Consider the following 20,855-nt stretch of genomic DNA (forward strand, 5'->3'; position numbering starts at 1 on the left):
GACGCCGCGAGGCGCGCATACGACGTGAAGACTCGGGAAAAGGAAGTGGGCTCAGCACCAGCCTTTCTTGGCGTGGCCCGGAGGACAATGGGGCGGGCCGCCGCGATCGTAGCCGTAGTAGCCATCGTCGAACGGATCCAGTTCGACGTAGGCGCCCGGCACCCGAACGCTGCAACCGCTCACCAGGAAGGCCGCCAGTAGCAGCCCGAACAATCGCATGACCATCAGCATTCTCCTTCATCGCAGAACGCAGCCGAACCACGCCTGGACAAAATCCCGATGGAGCGGGAAGCCGGTTGCGGCGGTTGCAACCCGGCTGCAATAGAGACCGAAGGAAAAAACGGAAATTCCCTGAATCCGACCAACGACACGGACCTCCAGAACGTGACCGCAGCCGGCGTTTCTCGGTAGAGTGCGCGGACCAAGGACTGCCGGCCCCGCCGGAACCGCTCAAGGAGCATGCATGCAACCCATCGACCGCGCCCAGGCACAGCAGCGCGCCAACGACATCCTGGTGTTCCAGCGCGAGCTGCAACGCCTCGACCAGGAGCAGGCGTTCCGCCTCGAACCGGCCCAGGCCCGGCAACTCGCCGACTATCACCTGGCCCTGCTGGACAGCTACCGCGACCGTTTCGACATCGACCACGACCTGCGCAGCCAGCAACTTTCGCTGGGCATGCGGGTAGCCTCGTTCTTCGGCGCCCTGGCCTTCGCCGCCAGCGTGTTCCTGCTGTTCTATCGCTTCTGGGGCCTGTTCCCCACCGTCGCCCAGGTGGCGATCCTGATCGGCAGCGCCTTCGCCGCGTTCTTCGCCACGCTCTGGGTCCAGGCCAAGGACGCCTCGGGCTACTTCAGCAAGCTGGCGGCGATGGTCGCGTTCGCCTGCTTCGTCCTCGACCTGACCATGCTCGGGCAGATATTCAACGTCACCCCCAGCGACCTGGCGCTGGTGCCCTGGGCGCTCTACGCCCTGCTCCTGGCCTACCTGTGCAACGCCCGCCTGCTGCTGGCGGCGGCGATCCTCTGCGTGATGGGTTTCATCGCCGCGCGCGTCGGCACCTGGGGCGGCGGCTACTGGCTGAGCGTAGGCGAGCGACCGGAGAACTTCTTCCCCGCCGCCGCGCTGATCTTCGCCGTGCCGCTGTGCTTCGATCAGCGCAACTTCAGCGGCTTCGCCGTGATCTACCGGGTGTTCGCCCTGCTCGGCCTGTTCCTGCCGATGCTGGTGCTGGCCAACTGGGGCTCAGGCAGCTACCTGGCGTTACCGTCGGCGCTCATCGAGGGGCTCTACCAGGTCGCCGGCTTCGTCGCCGCCGCCCTTGTGATCTGGCTCGGCGCGCGACGCAACTGGGCGGACGTGAGCAATACCGGGATCACCTTCTTCGTCATCTTCCTCTACACCAAGTTCTTCGACTGGTGGTGGGAAGCGATGCCGAAGTACCTGTTCTTCCTGGTGCTCGGCCTCAGCGCCCTGCTGATCCTGCTGGTCCTGCGCCGCCTGCGCACGCCCCTGGGCATCGCCGCGAGGACTGACGCATGAATCGCAACCGTCGCAACGCCCTGGTCGCCGGCAGCCTCCTGCTGCTGGCGGCGAACCTGGCCGCCCTCGGTGGCGTCGCCTGGAACCGGTCCGGCGAGGCCGAAAGCAAGCTGGTGCTCAGCCAGCGCGAGCTCCAGCGCAACTGGTCCTACGGTTTCTGGAGCGAAGAGAACAGTGGCGTCGAACTGCGCCTGGAGCTTCGCTCGCCGAGCAGCGAGCCGCCCAGTGACCTCGCTCCCCCGCTGCCGCCCGAGCAGATGCGCGCCCTCGGTTTCAGCATCCCGGACGCGCTCGACGAAGAGAGCGTATGGCGCTACCGCCGCCAACAGGAAAAACAGGTGCTGCTGGTCCTGGAGCTCGACGGCCCGGCCTATCGCCGCGAAGTACGCCTGGCCGAGGAGCGCCTGGCCGAGGCCCGCGCCCGCAGCAAGGCCCTGCCCAAGGACGAAATGCTGTCCAGCCAGATGGAGGCCGCTCGCCACCAACTGAAGCATGAGCAGGGAGAGGCCAGCCGACTGTTCATCGTCGACACCGGCCTCGACCTGGCCGCCCTGCGCCAGCGCTACCCCGAGCGCCAGCGCTACGCCATCGTCAAGGGCCGGGTGCGTCCCTGGTCCGCGGTCGACGGAGGCAGGACGCTGGTCGGCGGCTACATCAGCCGTACCGACCTCGCCGCGATCAACGTGCCACGACAATGGCACGCGGTATTCGCCAAGGTCGACGAACAAAACTACCGGCTAGCGCCGCTGGAACTGCACCTCAGCTTCGGCCAGCGCCTGGAGCCCTGGATCACCAACGCCGTTCGCCGCTGAAACGCCCCGCCTGGCGCACGATGCTTGCATCCGCGCGCCGGGCCCTGCACCCTGGGCACCCGCCAGCCATCCACCGCGCCATGAACAGCGAAATCGATCCAGGCCGCTGCCCGCTGTGCCAGCAATCCAACCGCTGCACCCTGGCCTATCCCGCTAGCGCCACCCAGGCTTGCTGGTGCTTCACCACGGAGATCGATGCGGCCGTGCTGGAGCGGATTCCCGCCGAGCTGCGCCGCCGCGCCTGCCTCTGCCCACGCTGCGCGCAACTGCTGCCGCCCGACGCCGACGACTGATGCGCCTGGACCGCTTCCTCGCCAACCTGCCCGAACTCAGCCGCCGCGACGCGCAGATGCTGATCGCCGGTGGACGCTTGCGCGTGGACGGCCAGGTGGTGCGCGACGGCACCCACGAGGTGCGGGTGTTCAGCCGGGTGGAACTGGACGAGCGGCTGCTCCAGGCTGGCAAGCCGGCGCGCTACTACATGCTGCACAAACCGATGGGCTGCGTCAGCGCCACCCGCGACCCGCAACACCCGACCGTCCTCGACCTGTTCCCGGAAGACCTGCGCGACGACCTGCACATTGGCGGTCGTCTCGACTACAACACCACCGGCCTGATGCTGCTGACCAACGATGGCCAGTGGTCGCGCCGCCTGACCCTGCCGGGCAGCCGGCGCGACAAGGTCTACTACGTGGAAACCGAGGCGCCCATCGACCAACGCTACGTGGATGCCTTCGCCGCCGGCCTCCACTTCCGCTTCGAAGACCTGGTCACCCTCCCCGCGCAGCTCGAACCGATCGGCCCACGCTGCGCCCGCCTGACCCTGCACGAAGGCCGCTATCACCAGGTCAAGCGCATGTTCGGCCACTTCGACAACAAGGTGCTGCGCCTGCACCGCGAGCGCATGGGCGATATTTGTCTCGACCCGCAGTTGCCGCCGGGTGCCTGGCGCCCCCTGAATGCTGAAGAAATCTGTTCGGTGTGAAACCCCGCCGCCCGCCGCCTGTCCACCGAAAGAGGCCAGACCGCATGGGTTTGGCCGGCCGTCGCGAGCGACGCTAAGCTGAATGGCATCTGTCGGAGCGACAGCCTTTCCCGCATGGAGCAAGAGAAAGCGCCAATGAAAAGATCCCTTGCCGTACTGCTGCTGGCCTTCGCCGTCGGCAGCCTCCACGCGGCGCCCGCCAGCCCAGCGAACGCGCCTTTGCCGCCGGCCGACATCAAGGCGCGGCTGAAGAGCATGAAGCCCGGCGAGTACCTCTGGTACCCGGAGGTTTCCCCGCAGGGACCAGTGACCATCGTGGTCAGCCTTACCGAACAGAAGGCCTACATCTACCGCAACGGTATCGCCATCGGGGTCAGCACCCTCAGCTCCGGCAAGAAGGGCCGGGAGACCCCGACCGGAGTGTTCTCGATCCTGCAAAAGAGCGTCGACCACAAGTCCGACCTCTACAACAGCGCGCCCATGCCCTACATGCAGCGCCTGACCTGGGACGGCATCGCCCTGCACGCCGGCAACCTGCCCGGCTATCCCGCCTCCCACGGCTGCATCCGCCTACCCATGGCGTTCGCCAAGAAGCTCTACGGCATCACCGGCTTCAGCTCCACCACGGTAATCATTTCCAACGCCAGCAGCGCGCCGAAGGAAGTCGACCACCCCGGCCTGCTGGCACCGACGGTAGCGGACGGGCGACCGGTGACGCTGCCGGTGGAGCCCGGAGAAATCGCCTGGAACGACCCCGGCGCGGAACGCGGTCCGTTGTCGGTGCTGATCAGCCGCGCCGACCAGCGCGCCTATGTCTATCGCGGCGGCCAGCGCATCGGCACCGCACCGGTGCAGTTGCCGGCACGCCCGCAAACCGGCATGGCGGTGTTCTCGCTGCTGGAAAAGCCGACCCCGGAAGAAATCAGCGAGACCTCGCCGAACCTGCGCTGGTCGGTGGTCCAGGTGAGCAACCCGGGACAGGGCCTGACACCCTCCGAGCAACTGGGCAAGATCCGCATGGACCCGACCTTCGTCCGCGAAATGCTCGGTGCCATGGACGTCGGCAGCACCCTGGTGATCACCGACTGGGCCTCGACCCGGGACACCCACAGCGACTCCGATTTCACGGTGATCGCCACGGAAACACCGAACAATCCGACGAAATCGCTTAAAAAGTAGTCGGCAAGTTGTTCAAAAATCGAGCACAATGCCTCTCATCCGGTAAAAACCACACTGAACCGATGGGAATACTGCTCGTATGCCAACCTTCCTCCGTGCCGCCCTGCGCAGGCTGAGCCTGGCGGGCGCCACCCTTTGCGCACTGGCCAGCGGGCCGGTATTCGCCATGCCACTTCCCTCCGCCAAGGACCTGCAGAAACTCGCTCCACAGGCCAGCCTGCCAACCCTCGAACTGGCCCTTACCGCCTATGCCTGCGCGAGTGCCAGCCAGGGCGGCGACAACGGCCTGCTGACGGTGATCGACTACTCGCGGCCGTCACGCGACAAGCGTCTCTGGGTATTCGACCTGAAGACCCGCAAGCTGCTCTTCGAAGAGTGGGTGACCCACGGCAAGAACAGCGGCGATGACCTTGCCACCTCCTTCTCCAACCGGCCGAACAGCTACCAGTCGTCGATCGGGCTGTTCCAGACCGGCCAGCTCTATACCGGCAAGCATGGTCAGTCGCTGCGCCTGGTTGGCCTGGAGCCGGGCTTCAACGACAAGAGCGAAGAACGCGCCATCGTCATGCATTCCGCTGCCTACGCCGATCCCAGGGTGGTTCCCGGGCTCGGTCGCCTGGGCCGCAGCCAGGGCTGCCCTGCGGTACGCCCGGCCGTGGCGGCCCGGCTGATCAACACCCTCAAGCGCGGCAGCTACGTGTTCGCCTACTATCCGCAGCCGAAGTGGCTGGAGACCTCGCGCTTCCTCGCCCCGCAGAGCTGCGCCGTGGCACGTGCGGCGCGTACGCCGGAAGTCATCGCCAGCCTGCTCAAATGAACCGCCGGGGCGGCGGCCGCGCCGTCCCTTTCCTTCCCGGCATCCCGAAATCGCAGCATCGGTACTTGCCTCGCGGCATTTCGTCGGATTCCAGCCCCCCTTCCCCCATCCAAAAGCGAAACAGGGCTTGCAGTCCGGCACGCCGGCTGCTTAACTGACGCTCACGTTGTGACTGACCAGTCACAAACGACTTCCAAGAAAGCCCGCGTGACTGCCCGCGCTTCGGCGCCGGCCTTTCCTGCCCGGCCAATAGCCGCTTCGCCAAAATCCGAGAGGATTTCGGACGCTCTCTATTTGCCTGTAGGTCGTTGAAAATCAAAAGTTTATCAAATCCATCCGAATGACATTCAACTGTCATTGGGAGGCGCTTTCATCTGCCCATGAGCATTTTGTATTCGCCGCGACAAGCAGGTCGCCGCGTTCCCATCGAACGATTCCAGGAGGAAGCGACATGAGGCCGGAAACAGCCATCATCGAGATCCACGGGCAATACAGGATTCACACCGAGTTCTACGGCAACCCCGCGGCGCAGCAGACCATCATCCTGGTCAACGGCTCGCTGTCGACCACAGCGTCCTTCGCCCAGACCGTGAAGTACCTGCAGCCGCATTACAACGTGGTGCTCTACGACCAGCCGTATGCCGGCCAGTCCAAACCCCATAACGAAAACCGCACGCCGATCAGCAAGGAATGCGAGGCCAGGATCCTGCTGGAACTGATCGAACGCTTCCGTGCCGAGGTAGTGATGTCGTTCTCGTGGGGCGGCGTCGCCACCCTGCTGGCCCTGGCGCAACGTCCCGGACGGATCCGCAGGGCGGTGGTCAACTCATTCTCGCCTCAGCTCAACCCGGCCATGCTCGACTACCTGCATCGCGGCCTCGACTACCTCGCCGCCTGCGATCGCACCCAGATCGGCAACCTGGTCAACGAAACCATCGGCCGCTACCTGCCGCAGTTGTTCAAGCGCTACAACTTCCGCCACGTCAGCAGCCTGGACGAGCACGAATACCACCAGATGCACTTCCATATCCGCGAAGTGCTGCGCCTGAACGCCGATAGCTATACCGAGAGCTTCGCCGGCATCGAGATCCCGGTGCTGTTCATGAACGGCGAGCTGGACATCTACACCACGCCCCACGAAGCCCGCCAGTTCGGCCAACTGATCCGCGGCGCGGAATTCCACACCATCCGCAATGCCGGCCACTTCATCGACGTCGAGCACAAGGCCGCCTGGCAACAGACCCAGGACGCCCTGCTGGCCTTCCTCCGCCCGCAGCGCACGCAGCCGCTCAACCCGATCTACCGCCCCCAGCCCAACGGCGCCAGCGTCCCCCTCGCCGCCCTCGCCAGCTAACCGCCACCGCCACGGGGAGCCCCGCTCCCCTGGCGGAAAAACCCAGCGAAATCAACAAAAACCCCGCCCCGGGCTTCACCTGCCGCCGCGCATCTGGTAAAAAGGCGCCCTGGCCGCAAAAGCCGTCCGAGCGGGCGTCGTATAATGGCATTACCTGAGCTTCCCAAGCTCATGACGAGGGTTCGATTCCCTTCGCCCGCTCCAGATTCCATAGCTAAGCCCCTGAAAACATTGCGTTTTCGGGGGCTTTGTTTTTTAGGGATCGGAAACGTGTCGAAAAAGTGTCGAAGAATTCCGAAGAACCCTGTCTAGCTACTTTTTTACGGGTACCTCAGGGCTTGCTCCGATTTTCCAGTCCTCTCCCGGCTCAACGAGAATTGCCTCGCTCTCCCTAGTGCCCAGCTTACGAACCAGAATGAGCTTCTCTGATACATAGCCTGCAAGTAGCCAGTCGTTGCGCCCATCCTTCCCCGTAACCATGGGAAGAAAGCTCTCGGGAGAACCTCTTAATTGATTTGTTAGAGATGATCCGCTATATGTGGGAGCAATGTATGTGCCAATTAAAACAGACACAACTACCCCAGTAACCTTTAGATTTGATAGTGTTTTATCTTTCCAAAGCCTCATTATCGACACTGATAGAATCAAGCCTGCGGCAGCATAAATTAACATACATATGTACATGGCGACTGCCACAGAAGGCTTCGCGCCGACCTCAGCTGATAAACTATATAACAAGGGCGCAATCAGAAGCGCGATAAAAACAAATATAGCTATCATAGGCTTTAATTTGTTACCAAGGAGAAGGTATAGTCCGCCGGATAGTGTGATGCCAAACACTCCTGAAGGTACAAATCCATACCGTAACAAGTCCTCGGCTTTAGCCATTTCAAGGGCCCAGGAGATACCGATCCCCTTATAGTAAGCTGACAAATAAAAATAGCCCGCAAGGTACGCAAAAACAGAGAGGCCTATTACGGCCCCTCCTAGTTTTGCTAGAGCTTCAAGAATGTCTGATGAGACTTGAGATGCTCCGCTAGAATTCATTTAGTCACCTTGCCTACAGGCGTACCTGCACTCCAAATACCTTGTAACGTTTAATAACCTCCCGGCCAGTATATACTTTTTGGACTGTCATGACGATCTTACCGTCAAGCCCCCTGTTCCGTTCGTCAAGAGACCTGCTGAGTAGGGCGCGCTCTTCGTTTGAAACGTCAGCGTCTAAATCAAACGAAATAGTATGCCCTAGCTCATCATCGTAAAACTTCCCAAACCCACTAAGAATATTGTATTTGGTTACGTTTCCAGTTACAAATTGATTTTCAACCACAACCTGTGCGGTTACATAGGACAAGGTGTTCTGATCAAGCTTTATAACTTCACCAACACGAGGCCTGTATATTGTTATCTCTGTGTTAGGTGCCCCCTTGATTGGACGGTGAAGCTCCTCCATGGCAGACTCGAGGGAGATCCCCATCTCGTCAACAAAAGGCTCGACACGATCGTCAAACTTGCGAACGTACCTTGTTTCTGGTTGATGTGCTCTGCCAATAGAGTTGGACCATGTCCATTGGAGGAAATCCCAGAAACATTTAGTGACAACTGAAGTTCCAATGAATGTCGCAACAGGATTGGCAAGTGCAACAGTAGCTAAAGCCTCAAAACTACCTTGACGCGGGGGGTGTAGAAAAATTTTTGCGTTATGAGCTGAAACAGCTCGGCGGCGAATCTCCCCATCATTGGCAAAGGCATGTGTAGTTATTGCTAGTGCCCGCGCCAAGCCTCTTATCGACTCGCTTGCGTCGTAGATATCTAGAAGTCCCTCGTCTGCATAGCCACCAGTATATGAAATTTTCAGCTCAATCTCTTTCATTCTTCGAATTCCTTTCGACTTGACCATTCACGTGGTCGGAAGCGTAACTTCGTGCATCCGATGATAGCCTTTTAGCACTACCTCTTCTTGAGATGCTAGTCTTTCCCTACTTTGGTCTACAGTCCCAAGGCTCGCAGTGGTAAAGCGGGCTAAAGGAAAGTGCTTCAGATAGGTGATCTTGAGACAGGTGAGCGTAGCGCATCGTCATTGACAACGAGGCGTGCCCCAGGATGTGCTGCAACGTCACGATGTGCCCGCCGTTCATGATGAAGTGACTGGCGAACGTGTGGCGCAGTACGTGGCTGGCCTGCCCCTTCGGCAGCTTGATCGAGGTCGACAGTAGCACCAGGCGGAACACGCCAAGGCAGTTCGTGAACGGCCCGTGGGTCTGCCAATGCCGGCGAATGTCGGCGGCCAATTGTTCCGAGATCGGCACCGAGCGCACACGCTTGGACTTAGTGTTGGCGAAGATCGCCGTATTACCTTTCAGACGTTCCGGCGTCAGCGCCTGAGCTTCACCCCATCGAGCACCTGTCGCGAGACAGATACGAGCGACCATCTTCGGATGAGGCGACGTGGTGCGCGCATCCAGGGCCGTAAGCAGTTCGGACACCTGATGCTTGGTCAAGTACGACAGCGGTCTTTCCTGAAGCTTGAGCGGCCGCATGCGCCCTACCGGATTCTCATAGTCAATGACGCCGAGTTGGCGCAATTCGTTGTACATGGACTTGAGGTAGCCAAGACGGTTGTTCGCGGTCTTGCCCGACATGCCATTGGCTATCTGTCGGCTACGCAACCGAGCCACTTTCGCAGGCTCCAGGGAGACAGCGACCGGGTCGCCCAAGTCCTTTGCCACCAACCGCAGAATCGCCACGCAACGATGCCCGTTGCTCAGGGTCTGGCCATGCAGTTCATACCAGAGTTCGACCAACTCCGAGAGACGCCGCCGGTCCTTCGGCTTGAGCGTCCAGCAGGGGTTTTCCGCACACTTCTGACGCGCAGTGGCCTCGAATTGCTGCGCCTCCATCTTGGTCTTGAACCGCTTGCGAAAGCGCTTGCCCTTGATCGGTTCTACATCGACGAACCAACGGCCATCGGGGAGCTTGGTGATCGACATTAGACGGCATACCCCCGCCGCAGATACCGATCACACATCAGCTTGTGTATATGCCTTTCCAGATCGCGACGAGTCCAACCCTTGTCGAGATAGTGGTCTTCGATAACGTGCCAGAACTCCAGTTTACGGGCGGACTCAATAGCCTTTTTTGCCGGGACACGCTCCCGCGCGATCAGGCTCACGAACTGGCCGAGAAACATCTCGCAGTTGCGCCCGCTGAAGCCCTTGGCGGTCTTGTAATAGCGCCGATACTCGGTGCGCTCGATCAGCGGATCGCACTCGACCTGGACGCGGGCGTCCTGGCTGATCAGGCTCCAGAACGGATCGTAGACCGCCGTCCGGCTCAGCAACTTGAAGCTTTCGCAGGCGTAGTTCCACAGCCCCTGTAGATGCGGGCAAAGGCCCTCGTAGGTGCGGCAGCCGATGACCTCTCCCGAGGCCATACGCGAGCCTTCGGAGAACTGCTGGACGATGGAGTGGTGATAGCGAAACTCGATCCGCCACACCGTTTCCAGGGGGTTATAGGCCGGGTCGCCATCGCCGAACGGATCCCCATTCAGGGTCGCCCACACGCTTTCCCAATAGTCGAGCTTGTCGGTGGCCCGAGCCTGGAGGGTCTTGTTATAGATCGACAGTTGCAGGCCGTTGGCCGAGCCGAACATGTACGTCTCGCCACGCCCGTAGACCGAGGCGTTGCCATCGAACTCGATACGCTCGATCCCGCTGATTTGCCGTACTCGACGCGAGCGGCAATGCATGCGGTCCACCAAATCGCGAGGCGGTTTCCAGCCTTGCACGTCCAGGGCGATATGCACAGCGGCTTGGTTGGTTTCGCAGTGGCTCAGCACGGCAGCGGCCAAGTCATCCAGCACGCCCTGGAGGATGCGCGGATCGGCGCCATCGAGGGCGTGAGGCGATACCTCGATCTTGAGGTGCGAGCCGAGGGTATCGACCTTGATGTTGTGATTCTTGATCAGCAGGATCAGCCCCAATTCTGCGTTCTGCAGGCGGTACTGATAGCCGGAGTCGCGACCGATGCGGCCCTTGGACCACTCGTAGCCGGCGAACTCGACCACATCCACCGAGAGGTCAAACAGCGCCATGACTTCCGGCCGGAGTTTGCCGTTGTACAACTGCCGCACCGTATCCACGCCGCACCGCAGAATGCGCACGCCTGACAGGTCGGTGAATTGAGCCGTGGTGTCGTCGAAGAACAACCGCCCTTTCGGGCTTTCCAAGACCTGTCCGTCCGACTCGATACTGACGCGAATTTGATGGCTGATTTTCTTCATCTTTAACGATCCAAATTGGTACGAATTGAAACCGCAATAGGTGGCTTATCTGACGTGTTACAGGGGCGTCGGCCGCGCCTTCGGCCTATCGCTCATGCCTTGCGCTCCCGGCCGGCGGCGCGGCCCGCCCCTCATGGCGGCGCCCCTACCGCCGCTAGCGCCGTCATCACCGACCACCAGTGATGCAGCGCCCAGCCCATAGCCACCGGAACGAGGAATTCCCAATCGATCATTTCTGCCTCCAGGGCCGCGAGGCGTATTCGGAATCGGGGACGATGGTCAGCGGCACCTTGTCAGGTTCGTGGGCGCCCGCTGCTGATGGCGGCAGGTTGAGCAACGGCGGCACGCCAGCGACCGCCACCGGCCGGACCGAAGAGCCGGCACAGGTGACGGTCCCCTCCCATTCCCCGTAGAGCAGTTCGGCCACGCACTCGCCGCGTGGCTTGATCGCGTAGCCGGATCCCACGAGTTGCCAACTGGTGAGTTCCAGGTGCCGGCCGGCAGGGTCATCCAGGGCGAACATGTAGATATCGCCCTTCGACGGCATGTAGGCGTGGGCGAGGATCGAAATCCGCCGATCGGCGAAGGGATGGGCGTTCAGATCAACAGGCGCAGCAGCAGGCCCATCAGGTACAAGCCCAGGAGGAAGAAAGCTATTCGCAGCAGGACGCGCTGGAGCAGCCACAGCAGCAGGCGCAGTAGCGGTCGGAAGAGGCTTAGGAGTAGGCGCGGAAGCCGCCGGATCAGGCTTAGCACCAATAACCCGCATTGGCCCCATATAGCTAACAAAGCCAATAGTGCCGGCCAGCAATGCCAGTAGAAGAACCAGCTTAGGCGACCGGAAGAGGCTCTTGCCCGCCTTGGTGTCTTGGGTCTTTCCGGTGGCCGTGGACTGGTAGAGGGCGAAGGTCTGCTTTCGGATCCGCTTGTATTCGATGATGGTGCCATCAGCGGGCGGACGGTTGAGTTGGGCGTCATGCTGGGCCTCCTTGTAGCGGCCAGGGATGCCGATCACCGCGAGGTTGGAATGCTTGTAGGCCATCTCGCAGGTCATGCGGATGTCGTCGCGGATGTAGGAGATGTTCGGCGTGGTGAGGACGATGTCCCAGTTGAAATGCCGGTGCCGGGTCCAGGCGTCGAGCCAGCCCATGGGGCGGTCGGCCGCGTGGGCCGCTTCCGGTCCACCGGGGTAGTCGAAGCGCTCGAGGTCTTTTTCCCGCCAGGACTTGGGAAACAGCAGTTGGGTTTCGTCGAAGATCAGGAAGGCCCCGCGGGGCGCCCACTGAAACCACGTGCGCATCTTTTCGAGGTCTTCCAGCGACTCCAGATCGAGGTTGATGATTTCCGCCGTGTTGGGCAGGTCCGGGAAGACCTGATAGGCCCGCTCCAGGGTGAAGCCGCGCACGTTGGTGATGATCACCCGCCCGTCTTTCAGCGCGGGCACGGCGTCATCTTGGATCGCGCCGGAGGTCTTGTAGGAGCCATTGGGGCCGTGATGGATCTTGATCGACACGGTTCACCTCCCAATGAACGGCACGAAGCGCATGCAGAAGCGCGTCGCCGCCGCGACCATGATGATGTTCAGCGCCTGCGGCACGCCGAAGAAGGCCAGACCCGCCGCAATCGGACCCGGCAGCGCGGCGTACATGCTGCGGATCATCTGCGGAACGCCGAGGCTGTCGATCAGTTCGCGGGCGGCGGTGTAGCTGACATCGATCAGCAGGATCAGGGTCTGGAGCGCGGCGTACATCGACGCCTTGGTGGCGACCACCAGACCGTCGCGCACGAAGTCATAGATGCCTTGGGCGAAGAAATCCCAGATCCACTGGAAGAAGGCGATGATCTGATCGAGAAAACCGGAGAGCCATTCCATAGGGTCAGTCCCTCAGCAGTATGAAAGCGGCGATCAGCGCGGCCATCAGCAGCAGCGCCACACGCAGGTTGGAGAGCTGGTCGGCGTAGTCGGCGACGCAGAGGGAGTAGGATCGGCCCCAAATGGTCACGGACTCGCAGGGAAGCTGGCCGCCGCCTTCCGCCAGGTTGAGGTCGAACGCGCCCTTCATCTGATCGACGTTGGCCCGGACCTTGTCCTTGAGTTCTTTCTTGGCGTCCTCGACCTTCTGTTCCCAGGTGGCGGTGGCGTCATCCCAGGTGCCGGGCTTGGGTTCCTTGAGTTCGCCGCCGGGGCCGGCAGGACCGGGGGAGCAGTCCTGTTTCGCCGGGTCGCAGTTGCCGCCATCGCCGCCATCGCCGCCACCGGTTCCGCCGCCGCTGCCGTCGCCTCCCCCGCTTCCATCGCCGCCGCCCTCCCCATTGCCGCCGCTCCCATCGGAGCCACCGGTGCCGCCGTCGCCACCCCCGTTGTCATTGCCGCCGCCGTTGTCGCCCCCGCCATCGCCGCCACCGGTGTTACCGCCATCACCACCATCACCGCCATCGCCCCCCGGCTCAGTCGGATCCGTGGGCGTCTTGACGCAGGTCGTCCCGGACCAGCTATAGCCGGGAGGACAGCCAGGGTCATTCGGGTCGGACGGCGGTTCGTCGGGATTGGTCGGCGGGGTGTCGTTCAACGAGGGACCGGTCATGCCGGGATTGCCGGAGTCAGCGGCGCAGGCACTACCGTCCGTCATCAACACGTAGTTGCAGAAGCCTTGGTTGTCGCTGCCGGGATAGCGATAGCAACTGGTGGTCTTCGAGGTGGTCGGCAGGTACTGGCAGCCATTCTTGCAGCCAGTGGGCGGCGAGCTATTCACGAAGTTTCTGCCGCCCGACACGAAGATGTTCGAGGGTGGCGAACTGAACAGATCGGTCAGCCCTTTGATGCAGTCTTCTGGTGGCGTGGGGGGTTCTTTACACGTCCCGGTTATTTCGTCCGGAATCTTGGGCGCGGTACAACCCTCCCCTTTCCTATACACCGGATTGTTATAGGACGTGCTACACATCCTTTCCACGCCCTGGCTAAGGCAGTAGAACTCGAGTCCATAGGTCGCCATATCCTGCCTGCCATTGGCAGGGTAGATAACGCGCACAGCCTCGACACGCGAATAGCCAGGATTGTTGGCAATCGCCGCTTTTCGCGCCTCCTCGACCACTTCCATATAGCTTCCATACTTCTGAGTACCACGCGGCCAGTAATAGTCCTCAGCACTGGCGCAAACGCTCATGAACAACGTCAGCAGAACCAGCAGCGTTCGTTTAATCCTCATCACAGGTCCCTCAAGCAACAAAAAGCCCCCTGCCGGAAACTCCGGAGGGGGCTTCCGCCTCGGTCTGTTCGGTTAGAAGAATTCGCCGGTCCGGTACCCGGTGATGAAGGCGCCGGCGAAGAACGCCCCCAACCACACCGACCAGAGCACCCGTTACGCCTTGCGCAACATGCTGTAGACCAGGCCGGCGACGGCCAGAATCACCAGGGCGCCGACGATGTAGCCGCCGATGCTGGACATATCGCCCTTGCCCTCGGTGATCGCGGCCTCGACCGCACTGGTGTCGATCACCCCGGCGAAGGCCGGCAGCGAAGTCGCGGCAGTGACGGAGCCGGCGATGCACAGGTTGCGGAACGAGGCGACCGGGCTGAACTTGGCGATGCGTTGCTTCATTGCTTTCATGGTGTTTCCTCTCTACTTGGCTTTACGAAGAAGTGACGCGACCCAGCCAATCAAAAGCCCCGTCACGAACGATCCCAGGACGCCAGCGGCACCGATGCCAAAGGCTTCCGGGGAGAAACCACCGTTGACCAGGATGTCCACGTATCCAGCGGCCTCGGGCGGAATCAGGTAGGCCTGTTGCCATGCGAGTTCACGACACGCCATGAAGCCCTCGGGGGTCGAGGTCCACGCGGTACACACCTGCACAGCGACAACGCCTGACATAGCGATCAGTCCTCAAACAGCCAGGGAGGCCGCCAGGCCGTCGATCCAGCCCCAGGCGTAGCCGGTGGCCAGACCTACCGCGAACAGCGAGAGATAGCGGAGCATCGCGGCCTCCTACGGCTTACGCCTTGGCGTCCGGGGACTTGTCTTGTTTGTCCTGGCCCTGCGGCTGCTGGGCCGGGCGCGGGGCTTGGGCCTGCACTTGCGGGCGGGCCGGGGCTTGGGCGGTCGGCGCCACCGGCTTGCCGCCCACGGCCAGCAGATCCACGAGGACCTGGGTATTGGTGATCCGGCCGAAACGGTCTTGGGTTGGGCGGACCACGCTGGCGAACTTGCAGAGCACCGGCTGGCCTTCGAAGACGATGGCGTCCAGCAGGGTCGGCTCGATGTTGTATTCGCTGATCTCGAAGCCCTTGGCGTTGCCACGGGCACCTTCCGGGATCGGCGCGATGGACTGGACCGAGGCGTAGATTTCCCCGGTCTTGGTCGAGGTATAGGTGTCGGTCTTGGTGACCCACAGTTCGACGACGCCGCCTTGGGTTGCAAACATGTTCATCGGTGTTTCTCCTTCAATTCGCCTTTTTCGGCGTGAGTTGTCCCGCTGCTGCAAATTCGGCTGTTTCGCCTTCATTCAGCGGTGTTGGGTGAAAAGTGATGTGTCGGGCGATCCCTTCGGGCCGGGCTCTATTCGCTAGCGAACCAAGCCAACCACGGGTGTTCGTCTCGGCCCATTCGGGTAACGCCCCCTATCGCAACGTCGTCGCCGACGGCCAAGGGGAACGCTTCCCCTTGGAACCCGCAGAGCAACACCAAGGACTCTGCCCTTGTCATCCCGCTCTTGCCGCCGATGGCTCGGGAGCGCGGGGCGGAGGAGCTGCCCCACACTCCCAAGCAGAGGCTGTTTCAGGGGGGAGGCGTTCAAGGGTGCGCTCCGCCCGTGCTTCCGTTCGCCGGAACGATGAAGCTGTTCCGACGAGCCGGGAGCGCGGCCCTTGACCGGATCAGCCACGGTGCGGGCGGCCTGGATCAGGCAGAGCAGGAGCAGCGCTTTCAGGGTCTTAGCGAGCATGGGTCAGCCCTCCAGTTGGAATGCTTCGCGCACGGGCACGAAGGGCGTGGGTTTCCCGCTGTCGTACACAACGTGCCAGTACTTCGGCGGACGCCGGGACGGGTCGTGTTTCGCGCAGAAGGAACGGGGACGGCAGAGCCAGCGGCCATCTTCCCGATAGGGCAGCCCAGGGGGCCGGCAGTCCGGACACGGCGACGGGCTGTGCAATGGGATGGCCTGCCTTGCGGACCAGCACACAGAGCAGGCGCAGTCCGGGGCGTGGGTTTGGCGCAAGTAATTCGGAGACGACATGGTCAGCTTCCTCCTTATCTTGGCGAGCACGGCCCCAGGCGAGAGCTTCAACCCGCAGGTCGGTCAGATAGGATTCTTCCGGCTGGGAGAGGTAGCCGGCGTCCATGAGGCCATCGATCAGCATCAGGGCGCGGTCGAAGGGTTCGCTGGGATGCTCCGCCGCGTGCAACAGATGGCCCTCAAGGAAGCTCAGCAACGCGTTAATCGGGTTGCTCGACAGAACGCGCGCTACCTCAACGCCTTCAAAGCTCTGCTCAACACGGAAGACCAGTTCGGCATTCAGGGAACGCATAGAGGCCTTGGCAGCCTGTTCAACCCGAGCGCGAAGGGCTAGAGGCATACGGAGCTTGAATTGCGGATCGGTGCGGCTCATGCCGTCCACTCCTGTTCCAACAGCCAGTTGCGAAGCAGCGCGCTATTCACCATGCGCAGCTTTCCGAGCTTCACGGACGGCAGTACGCCCCGGTAAACCCAGGCGCGGGCGGTCCCGTAACTGATGCCGTTACGCTCCGCCCACCGTTCGATGGACTCCACATCCTGTTGCGGCCCTATCAGGGCACCGGGGTTAAGCTCTTCCAGTTCCATGCTCATTCCGTCACTATTCGTGGCATTAGCAAAGCTCATCTATGGATATAGTACATATGTACATTATCCATAAATCGAGAATTATGACAATAGTCCATAATGGTATTTATCAATGGCTGAAGGCATGGCCAATAGAGCGCTTCAATTGCTTGATCAGACCAGCTTGAAAGAGTTGGCAGAGGTCAATAGCAAGGACTACGTCCGCTGGCAGAGTATTAAGAGAGGTAGGGCGAGAATTGGCGCAGAAGAGCTAGAACAGTTGGGGAAAATCTATCCCCAGTATCGCTGGTGGCTCATGACCGGAGAAGTTATGCCTGAAATTGGGCAAACTAGTCCGTCCTATGACGAAGCCAATCGAAACTTGCCCAATCAAAACGCGGGATAGCGATCACTAGAAAAGTAGCACTACGATGGTACGCCCTACGGACAGAAGGCAAGAAATGAAAGCAGACAGGGACGATGCGCCGGAACACTTGAAGAGAAAGCGGAACCAGAGCATTGGTAAATGGACGCTTGCAATTGCTCTAGGACTAGGACTTTCAGGATTGGCTTCACACATGGCAGGAAACAAACTCTCTTCCCTTCCAAAACCACAACCCAGCCAACCCTCTAACCTTGAGAAACCTGCTCACACCCCTAACAATAACACTCCCCAAAACCAGCCCCAAAAGACATCAGAAGAAATTTTTTGGGAAAGTGTGAATTCACACAATTATCAACAGAGCCAGCCTAAGCAGACTGTTTATAACGATAGTAATTACAGGCGGCAAAAACCGGCCAACACCTACACACCGTCAGCACCCCATCGAGTAGTATCTGCGCCCCAGCAAACACGGCAGCGCCAAACCAATCGAGCAAGCCGCAAACGAACCTCTAAGTGGATCAAAAGCTGGAATGGGGGTACAAACTACCTAGCAGAATGGCTATCCGTAAACAATCACATAGATGGCTCCAGTGTCTGCGCCAATCACCGACGCGGCTCAATCGACTACCGCGAGTGTCGTAAGGCTGCCAAGCAGCACTTCCATGAACAATGCAGAATCTGGCGTGCGCGTTATGACAATGACCGAAAAGTAAGCAGTGATCGAATGAAGACGCGTTACTGCACTGCGGCGAGCAGCTTCAACCCAATGGGATAATCTAATTAAAATAACGCCATTACAACCAGCAGAAATATTATACCAAGCCTACTTATAGCTGAGCCTCGTAATATGACCTCTGACGCACCTCCGAATTTTGGCGGAATGCTTCACTCGCCACCAACGGAAGACCGCAACTTCTTGGATCACTATTTCTCCAGCATCTACAACAAGCTGGAGGCAGACGCGTTACTGTTTAATCGCAAGCTGCCGCATGCTGGTCTCGTCGGATCCGAGAACGAAATTGCTATTGCTGGAATTATACGCGAGTTTCTGCCGCCGAGATTCGGTGTTGAGGTCAATGCATTAATAATTGACCGACATGGAAAGGTCAGCAAACAGGCCGATATCGTTATTTACGACGCTGAAAGACAGGCTAGCTTCTTCCGCAAGGTCTATCCCGTTGAAATTGTGTACGCAGTTATAGAAGTAAAAACCTCTATGTCATCCACAGAGGCAAAGGTTGCACTGGAGAATCTCGTCTCTGTCTCGGACCTTGAGTTTCGGCCAGCTCTCACGCCTTATTGGGAGACCAAAACGCGGGAAGAGCAAATTCACCATTACCCACCAGCGCTGTACGCATTTGCTTATCGCACCGACTGCCAGTCATTCGAAACCTTCGCCCGGTGGTTCGATTGGCAGTATTTATTTCGTGGCGTCAAGCTGCGTGACGCAGCACCAAAATACCCCGAGATCCGCGTCATCCGCGCATGCGCACTTGATCAGGGTGTCATCCATATGGCAAGTACCAATGGTTATGTGCAACGCTGGGTTGCCGTTGCTACTGATGCAGGAATCACGCGAGCCTTTCAGACGAAAGTTCAAGGACAGACTGTTCTTGTTGATCCAGCCAAGTCTCTGTTCATGTTCTTGCAGCGCCTCTGGTTTGATCTTGAGAGCCACGCCCTTCACCCGGGATTTGATATCCGCTCTTACATGAGTACCGTGCTCGGAACCGCAATTGAAGTACCGAACGAGCTCATTTACACAAACGATAAAGGTGAATAGGGGTTACTTCCTTGCTATAAACGTCCGCTTTTGGCCGGTTAGCGACGGGCTGACTCCGGCCGTCGCTATGCCTGGCCAAACCTCCGTCTGCTCTGCCATCTCCAAGGCGTCATCGACCTCAATGCCAAGATACCGAACGGTGCTCTCAAGCTTTGTATTATTGAGTAGAAAGTGAGCGCAACTCTGTTACGGCTGCCGGTCGGATTGAGTCGACTTCAGATGGTTCCAGCAGACAACTATTAGTGGAAAGCAACCGGTAGTGAGCGATAACTACCGGCCAGGTGGCGGGTATTTAGAGTAGAAAAAATAAATCTGACCTATTTTTTGGTAGGCCAGCGCCGCTTGATTACACAGACTCTAGCCTTCTCCACTCATAGCCCGAACAGCGCGCTGCATCGTGGCGGTGTCGACACCCGGTTGGCTTTGAAGCTGCTTGTAGATTCCATACTTATAGGCGAGATCCACAACCATAAATCGTGCATCCGCAGGCGGGGTTAGGTAACGCGGCAAGACGTCTTCTTGTAGTTTCATTCCGGCGTGTGCTACTTGATGAAGCCTCATCAAGAACCCTACTAGGCTGTCTTTCCCCCAACCTTCATAAAACCACCCAGTCTTGTTTGGAAATCCTTCCATATTCCAAGGATTCAGAGAATTATCGACAAAGTTTGAGAATACACACACGTCGTTTACTACAACGAAATCGGCTTGATCTATTGGATCGATGCCACGCTCTTGGTAAAACTCCAATATCTCAAACCCAGTTTCGATTGGAGAGGCTTTGCACTGCATGGAGAAAACACCAAAGGGCACCCGCCTCGCCCACTCCGACATTGGATGATGCTTACGAAAAAGCAAGGTGGTTGCACGTCGCAACTTCTTGACTGTTAGCCCCTGTTCAAGTGCCCGATGAAGTTCGGCCTTATCAGCGATATTCGGCTTGACCTCAACGACGGAGTCCACGCCCTCTGCCAGCAACAGGCTGAACTTATCTCGAGCGCTCACCGTGTATGGATGGTTTGGGGCGCAGATGACGCAGTCGATGGATGCGGCGATGCTGCCAAACGAATCGCGGACTTTCCCCTTTGCGATCCGATGTGGGAACGGGAAATAACGCGCCAAAAACGTTTGCACGGCATTTTCTCGGAACTCGGCAATTTCTTGCGAGGTTCCATGCCCCTGAATGGATGCCTTGCGGAACTCACTAGAGAGCTGCAGTGCGTCTTCGCGTAGAAGTTGATACAGATCATCCATGGTGTGCCTCTGGATATGGCGTGGCGGTTAGGCGAAATGCTCGCTGGACAATGCACTTGGCCGGAATTCTGATCGATGACAGGCTCGTCGTTCTACTCAATATCCAGCTCGACGATGAGCTGGGGCGGGATCCCGAAGCAAGTTTTTTCTGTTCAATGTGAATCTCCCCCGCTTTTGTAGACGCTTCGAATGACTGATTCTGGCCGTTAGCAGACACCAGATACTTGTCGAAAATGTGTCGAAATCAATAGCACAGAAAGCCACAGAGTGAGGCACTTAAACAGTAAAAACAGTGACATTGGAACACGTTGGAACGCTTCAATACTCTGTTTTATAGGGTTCGATTCCCTTCGCCCGCTCCAGATCCCAATGCAAAGGCCCCTGACACCAACCAGTGCCAGGGGCTTTCTGTTTTCAGGCTTTCCCCGCCTAAAGCCCGGGAAAGATCGCAAGCGCCCCCTGGATTTCGGCGGAGGCGCAGCCGGAAGGCTCCTCTTCCTTACATCATCAGCGAGTAGGCCCGCTCCAACTGGTCCAGATCGATTGTAGTGGTCAACCCATCCCGGACAGTGGGTTGAGTTTTTCTTCGGCCACCGCAGGTGGTAACCCGTCGTTGAATTGATGCGGCCTGATCCAGTTGTAGCGATGCATCAGGTAATGACTGATGTCCC

The 20,855-nt window shown here is 59.6% G+C and carries 24 protein-coding genes, 1 tRNA gene and 2 pseudogenes; 11 read left to right on the forward strand and 16 right to left on the reverse strand.

All coding sequences use genetic code 11. The features are described 5' to 3' along the window. Window positions 1–51: 51 nt before the first annotated feature. Complete coding sequence (locus LJF27_RS28840; RefSeq protein ID WP_073672623.1) at window positions 52–231, reverse strand: hypothetical protein; 180 nt, start codon at window positions 229–231, stop codon at window positions 52–54. A 232-nt stretch (window positions 232–463) separates the two neighbouring features. Between LJF27_RS28840 and LJF27_RS28845 the strand changes: the two genes are divergently transcribed. The 8 genes from LJF27_RS28845 (at window position 464) to LJF27_RS28880 (ending at window position 6,891) form a co-directional block, all read left to right on the forward strand. After that, window positions 464–1,540 (forward strand): DUF2157 domain-containing protein, encoded by a 1,077-nt coding sequence (locus LJF27_RS28845; RefSeq protein ID WP_003114162.1) that lies wholly within the window; start codon window positions 464–466, stop codon window positions 1,538–1,540. Continuing rightward, a complete protein-coding gene (locus LJF27_RS28850) occupies window positions 1,537–2,352 on the forward strand; it encodes a DUF4824 family protein (protein ID WP_017002463.1) in 816 nt (271 codons plus the stop codon). The genes LJF27_RS28845 and LJF27_RS28850 overlap by 4 nt, the downstream gene beginning before the upstream one ends. A gap of 80 nt (window positions 2,353–2,432) precedes the next feature. Next, a complete protein-coding gene (locus tag LJF27_RS28855) occupies window positions 2,433–2,645 on the forward strand; it encodes a cysteine-rich CWC family protein (protein ID WP_003098360.1) in 213 nt (70 codons plus the stop codon). Beyond that, complete coding sequence (locus LJF27_RS28860) at window positions 2,645–3,337, forward strand: pseudouridine synthase (RefSeq protein ID WP_003098362.1); 693 nt, start codon at window positions 2,645–2,647, stop codon at window positions 3,335–3,337. Before LJF27_RS28855 ends, LJF27_RS28860 begins: the two co-directional genes overlap by 1 nt. 135 nt (window positions 3,338–3,472) lie before the next feature. Beyond that, window positions 3,473–4,516: a L,D-transpeptidase gene (locus tag LJF27_RS28865; RefSeq protein ID WP_003098363.1), complete on the forward strand. Its 1,044-nt coding sequence runs from the start codon at window positions 3,473–3,475 to the stop codon at window positions 4,514–4,516. Window positions 4,517–4,595: 79 nt separating this feature from the next. Next, complete coding sequence (locus tag LJF27_RS28870; RefSeq protein WP_003114158.1) at window positions 4,596–5,333, forward strand: murein L,D-transpeptidase catalytic domain family protein; 738 nt, start codon at window positions 4,596–4,598, stop codon at window positions 5,331–5,333. A 451-nt stretch (window positions 5,334–5,784) separates the two neighbouring features. Further along, a complete protein-coding gene (gene phaG / locus LJF27_RS28875) occupies window positions 5,785–6,687 on the forward strand; it encodes a (R)-3-hydroxydecanoyl-ACP:CoA transacylase (RefSeq protein WP_016263849.1) in 903 nt (300 codons plus the stop codon). A gap of 130 nt (window positions 6,688–6,817) precedes the next feature. Next, window positions 6,818–6,891, forward strand: a tRNA-Gly gene (locus LJF27_RS28880). 108 nt (window positions 6,892–6,999) lie between these two features. Here the strand turns inward: LJF27_RS28880 and LJF27_RS28885 are convergent. From LJF27_RS28885 to LJF27_RS28945, 13 genes and pseudogenes are all read right to left on the reverse strand, one after another. Beyond that, on the reverse strand, window positions 7,000–7,734 hold the full coding sequence (locus LJF27_RS28885; protein ID WP_023116719.1) for a hypothetical protein: 735 nt from the start codon (window positions 7,732–7,734) through the stop codon (window positions 7,000–7,002). A 13-nt stretch (window positions 7,735–7,747) separates the two neighbouring features. Beyond that, entirely contained in the window at window positions 7,748–8,560 is an 813-nt protein-coding gene (locus LJF27_RS28890) for a hypothetical protein (protein ID WP_023116720.1), read from the reverse strand. A 106-nt stretch (window positions 8,561–8,666) separates the two neighbouring features. Beyond that, window positions 8,667–9,677, reverse strand: coding sequence for a tyrosine-type recombinase/integrase (locus LJF27_RS28895; RefSeq protein WP_023116721.1), 1,011 nt, complete (start codon window positions 9,675–9,677; stop codon window positions 8,667–8,669). Continuing rightward, entirely contained in the window at window positions 9,677–10,969 is a 1,293-nt protein-coding gene (locus LJF27_RS28900; RefSeq protein WP_023116722.1) for a hypothetical protein, read from the reverse strand. The genes LJF27_RS28895 and LJF27_RS28900 overlap by 1 nt, the downstream gene beginning before the upstream one ends. Window positions 10,970–11,198: 229 nt before the next feature. Next, entirely contained in the window at window positions 11,199–12,482 is a 1,284-nt protein-coding gene (locus LJF27_RS28905) for a zonular occludens toxin domain-containing protein (RefSeq protein WP_023116724.1), read from the reverse strand. A 3-nt stretch (window positions 12,483–12,485) separates the two neighbouring features. Next, window positions 12,486–12,842, reverse strand: coding sequence for a DUF2523 family protein (locus tag LJF27_RS28910; RefSeq protein ID WP_003114150.1), 357 nt, complete (start codon window positions 12,840–12,842; stop codon window positions 12,486–12,488). Between the two features lie 4 nt (window positions 12,843–12,846). Next, window positions 12,847–13,911: an attachment protein gene (locus LJF27_RS28915; RefSeq protein WP_253153522.1), complete on the reverse strand. Its 1,065-nt coding sequence runs from the start codon at window positions 13,909–13,911 to the stop codon at window positions 12,847–12,849. A 417-nt stretch (window positions 13,912–14,328) separates the two neighbouring features. Next, window positions 14,329–14,577 carry a major capsid protein gene (locus LJF27_RS28920; RefSeq protein WP_003140506.1) on the reverse strand — a complete coding sequence of 83 codons (249 nt, stop codon included), beginning with the start codon at window positions 14,575–14,577 and terminating at the stop codon, window positions 14,329–14,331. Window positions 14,578–14,589: 12 nt separating this feature from the next. After that, window positions 14,590–14,841: a hypothetical protein gene (locus LJF27_RS28925; RefSeq protein ID WP_003115979.1), complete on the reverse strand. Its 252-nt coding sequence runs from the start codon at window positions 14,839–14,841 to the stop codon at window positions 14,590–14,592. Between the two features lie 121 nt (window positions 14,842–14,962). Next, on the reverse strand, window positions 14,963–15,397 hold the full coding sequence (locus LJF27_RS28930; protein WP_023115529.1) for a phage destabilizing protein: 435 nt from the start codon (window positions 15,395–15,397) through the stop codon (window positions 14,963–14,965). Between the two features lie 516 nt (window positions 15,398–15,913). Then, the gene (gene pflM, locus LJF27_RS28935) at window positions 15,914–16,201 is read right to left on the reverse strand and encodes a lysogeny maintenance protein PflM (protein ID WP_031760609.1); all 288 of its coding nucleotides are present in this window, start codon (window positions 16,199–16,201) and stop codon (window positions 15,914–15,916) included. A 256-nt stretch (window positions 16,202–16,457) separates the two neighbouring features. Next, window positions 16,458–16,574 (reverse strand): annotated as a pseudogene (locus LJF27_RS30420) (Arc family DNA-binding protein); the annotation flags it as partial. Then, window positions 16,571–16,786: a hypothetical protein gene (locus tag LJF27_RS28945; protein ID WP_023086597.1), complete on the reverse strand. Its 216-nt coding sequence runs from the start codon at window positions 16,784–16,786 to the stop codon at window positions 16,571–16,573. The pseudogene LJF27_RS30420 and the gene LJF27_RS28945, both read right to left, overlap by 4 nt. A 112-nt stretch (window positions 16,787–16,898) precedes the next feature. On the opposite strand from LJF27_RS28945, the gene LJF27_RS28950 reads away from it, so the two are divergent. From LJF27_RS28950 to LJF27_RS28960, 3 genes are all read left to right on the forward strand, one after another. Further along, window positions 16,899–17,171 carry a DNA-binding protein gene (locus tag LJF27_RS28950; RefSeq protein WP_071534339.1) on the forward strand — a complete coding sequence of 91 codons (273 nt, stop codon included), beginning with the start codon at window positions 16,899–16,901 and terminating at the stop codon, window positions 17,169–17,171. Window positions 17,172–17,226: 55 nt separating this feature from the next. Next, on the forward strand, window positions 17,227–17,925 hold the full coding sequence (locus LJF27_RS28955; RefSeq protein WP_023116727.1) for a hypothetical protein: 699 nt from the start codon (window positions 17,227–17,229) through the stop codon (window positions 17,923–17,925). 72 nt (window positions 17,926–17,997) lie between these two features. After that, window positions 17,998–18,933: a DUF6602 domain-containing protein gene (locus tag LJF27_RS28960; protein ID WP_023090798.1), complete on the forward strand. Its 936-nt coding sequence runs from the start codon at window positions 17,998–18,000 to the stop codon at window positions 18,931–18,933. Between the two features lie 78 nt (window positions 18,934–19,011). Here LJF27_RS28960 and LJF27_RS28965 read toward each other — a convergent pair. Together LJF27_RS28965 and LJF27_RS28970 are read right to left on the reverse strand one after the other, a co-directional pair. Next, window positions 19,012–19,101: pseudogene (locus LJF27_RS28965) on the reverse strand (integrase); the annotation flags it as partial. 189 nt (window positions 19,102–19,290) lie between these two features. Beyond that, complete coding sequence (locus LJF27_RS28970) at window positions 19,291–20,184, reverse strand: DUF6602 domain-containing protein (RefSeq protein ID WP_023103483.1); 894 nt, start codon at window positions 20,182–20,184, stop codon at window positions 19,291–19,293. Window positions 20,185–20,855: the final 671 nt, after the last annotated feature.

The organism is Pseudomonas sp. 203-8 (assembly GCF_020708595.1).
In the GTDB taxonomy this organism is placed as follows: Bacteria; Pseudomonadota; Gammaproteobacteria; order Pseudomonadales; family Pseudomonadaceae; genus Pseudomonas; species Pseudomonas aeruginosa.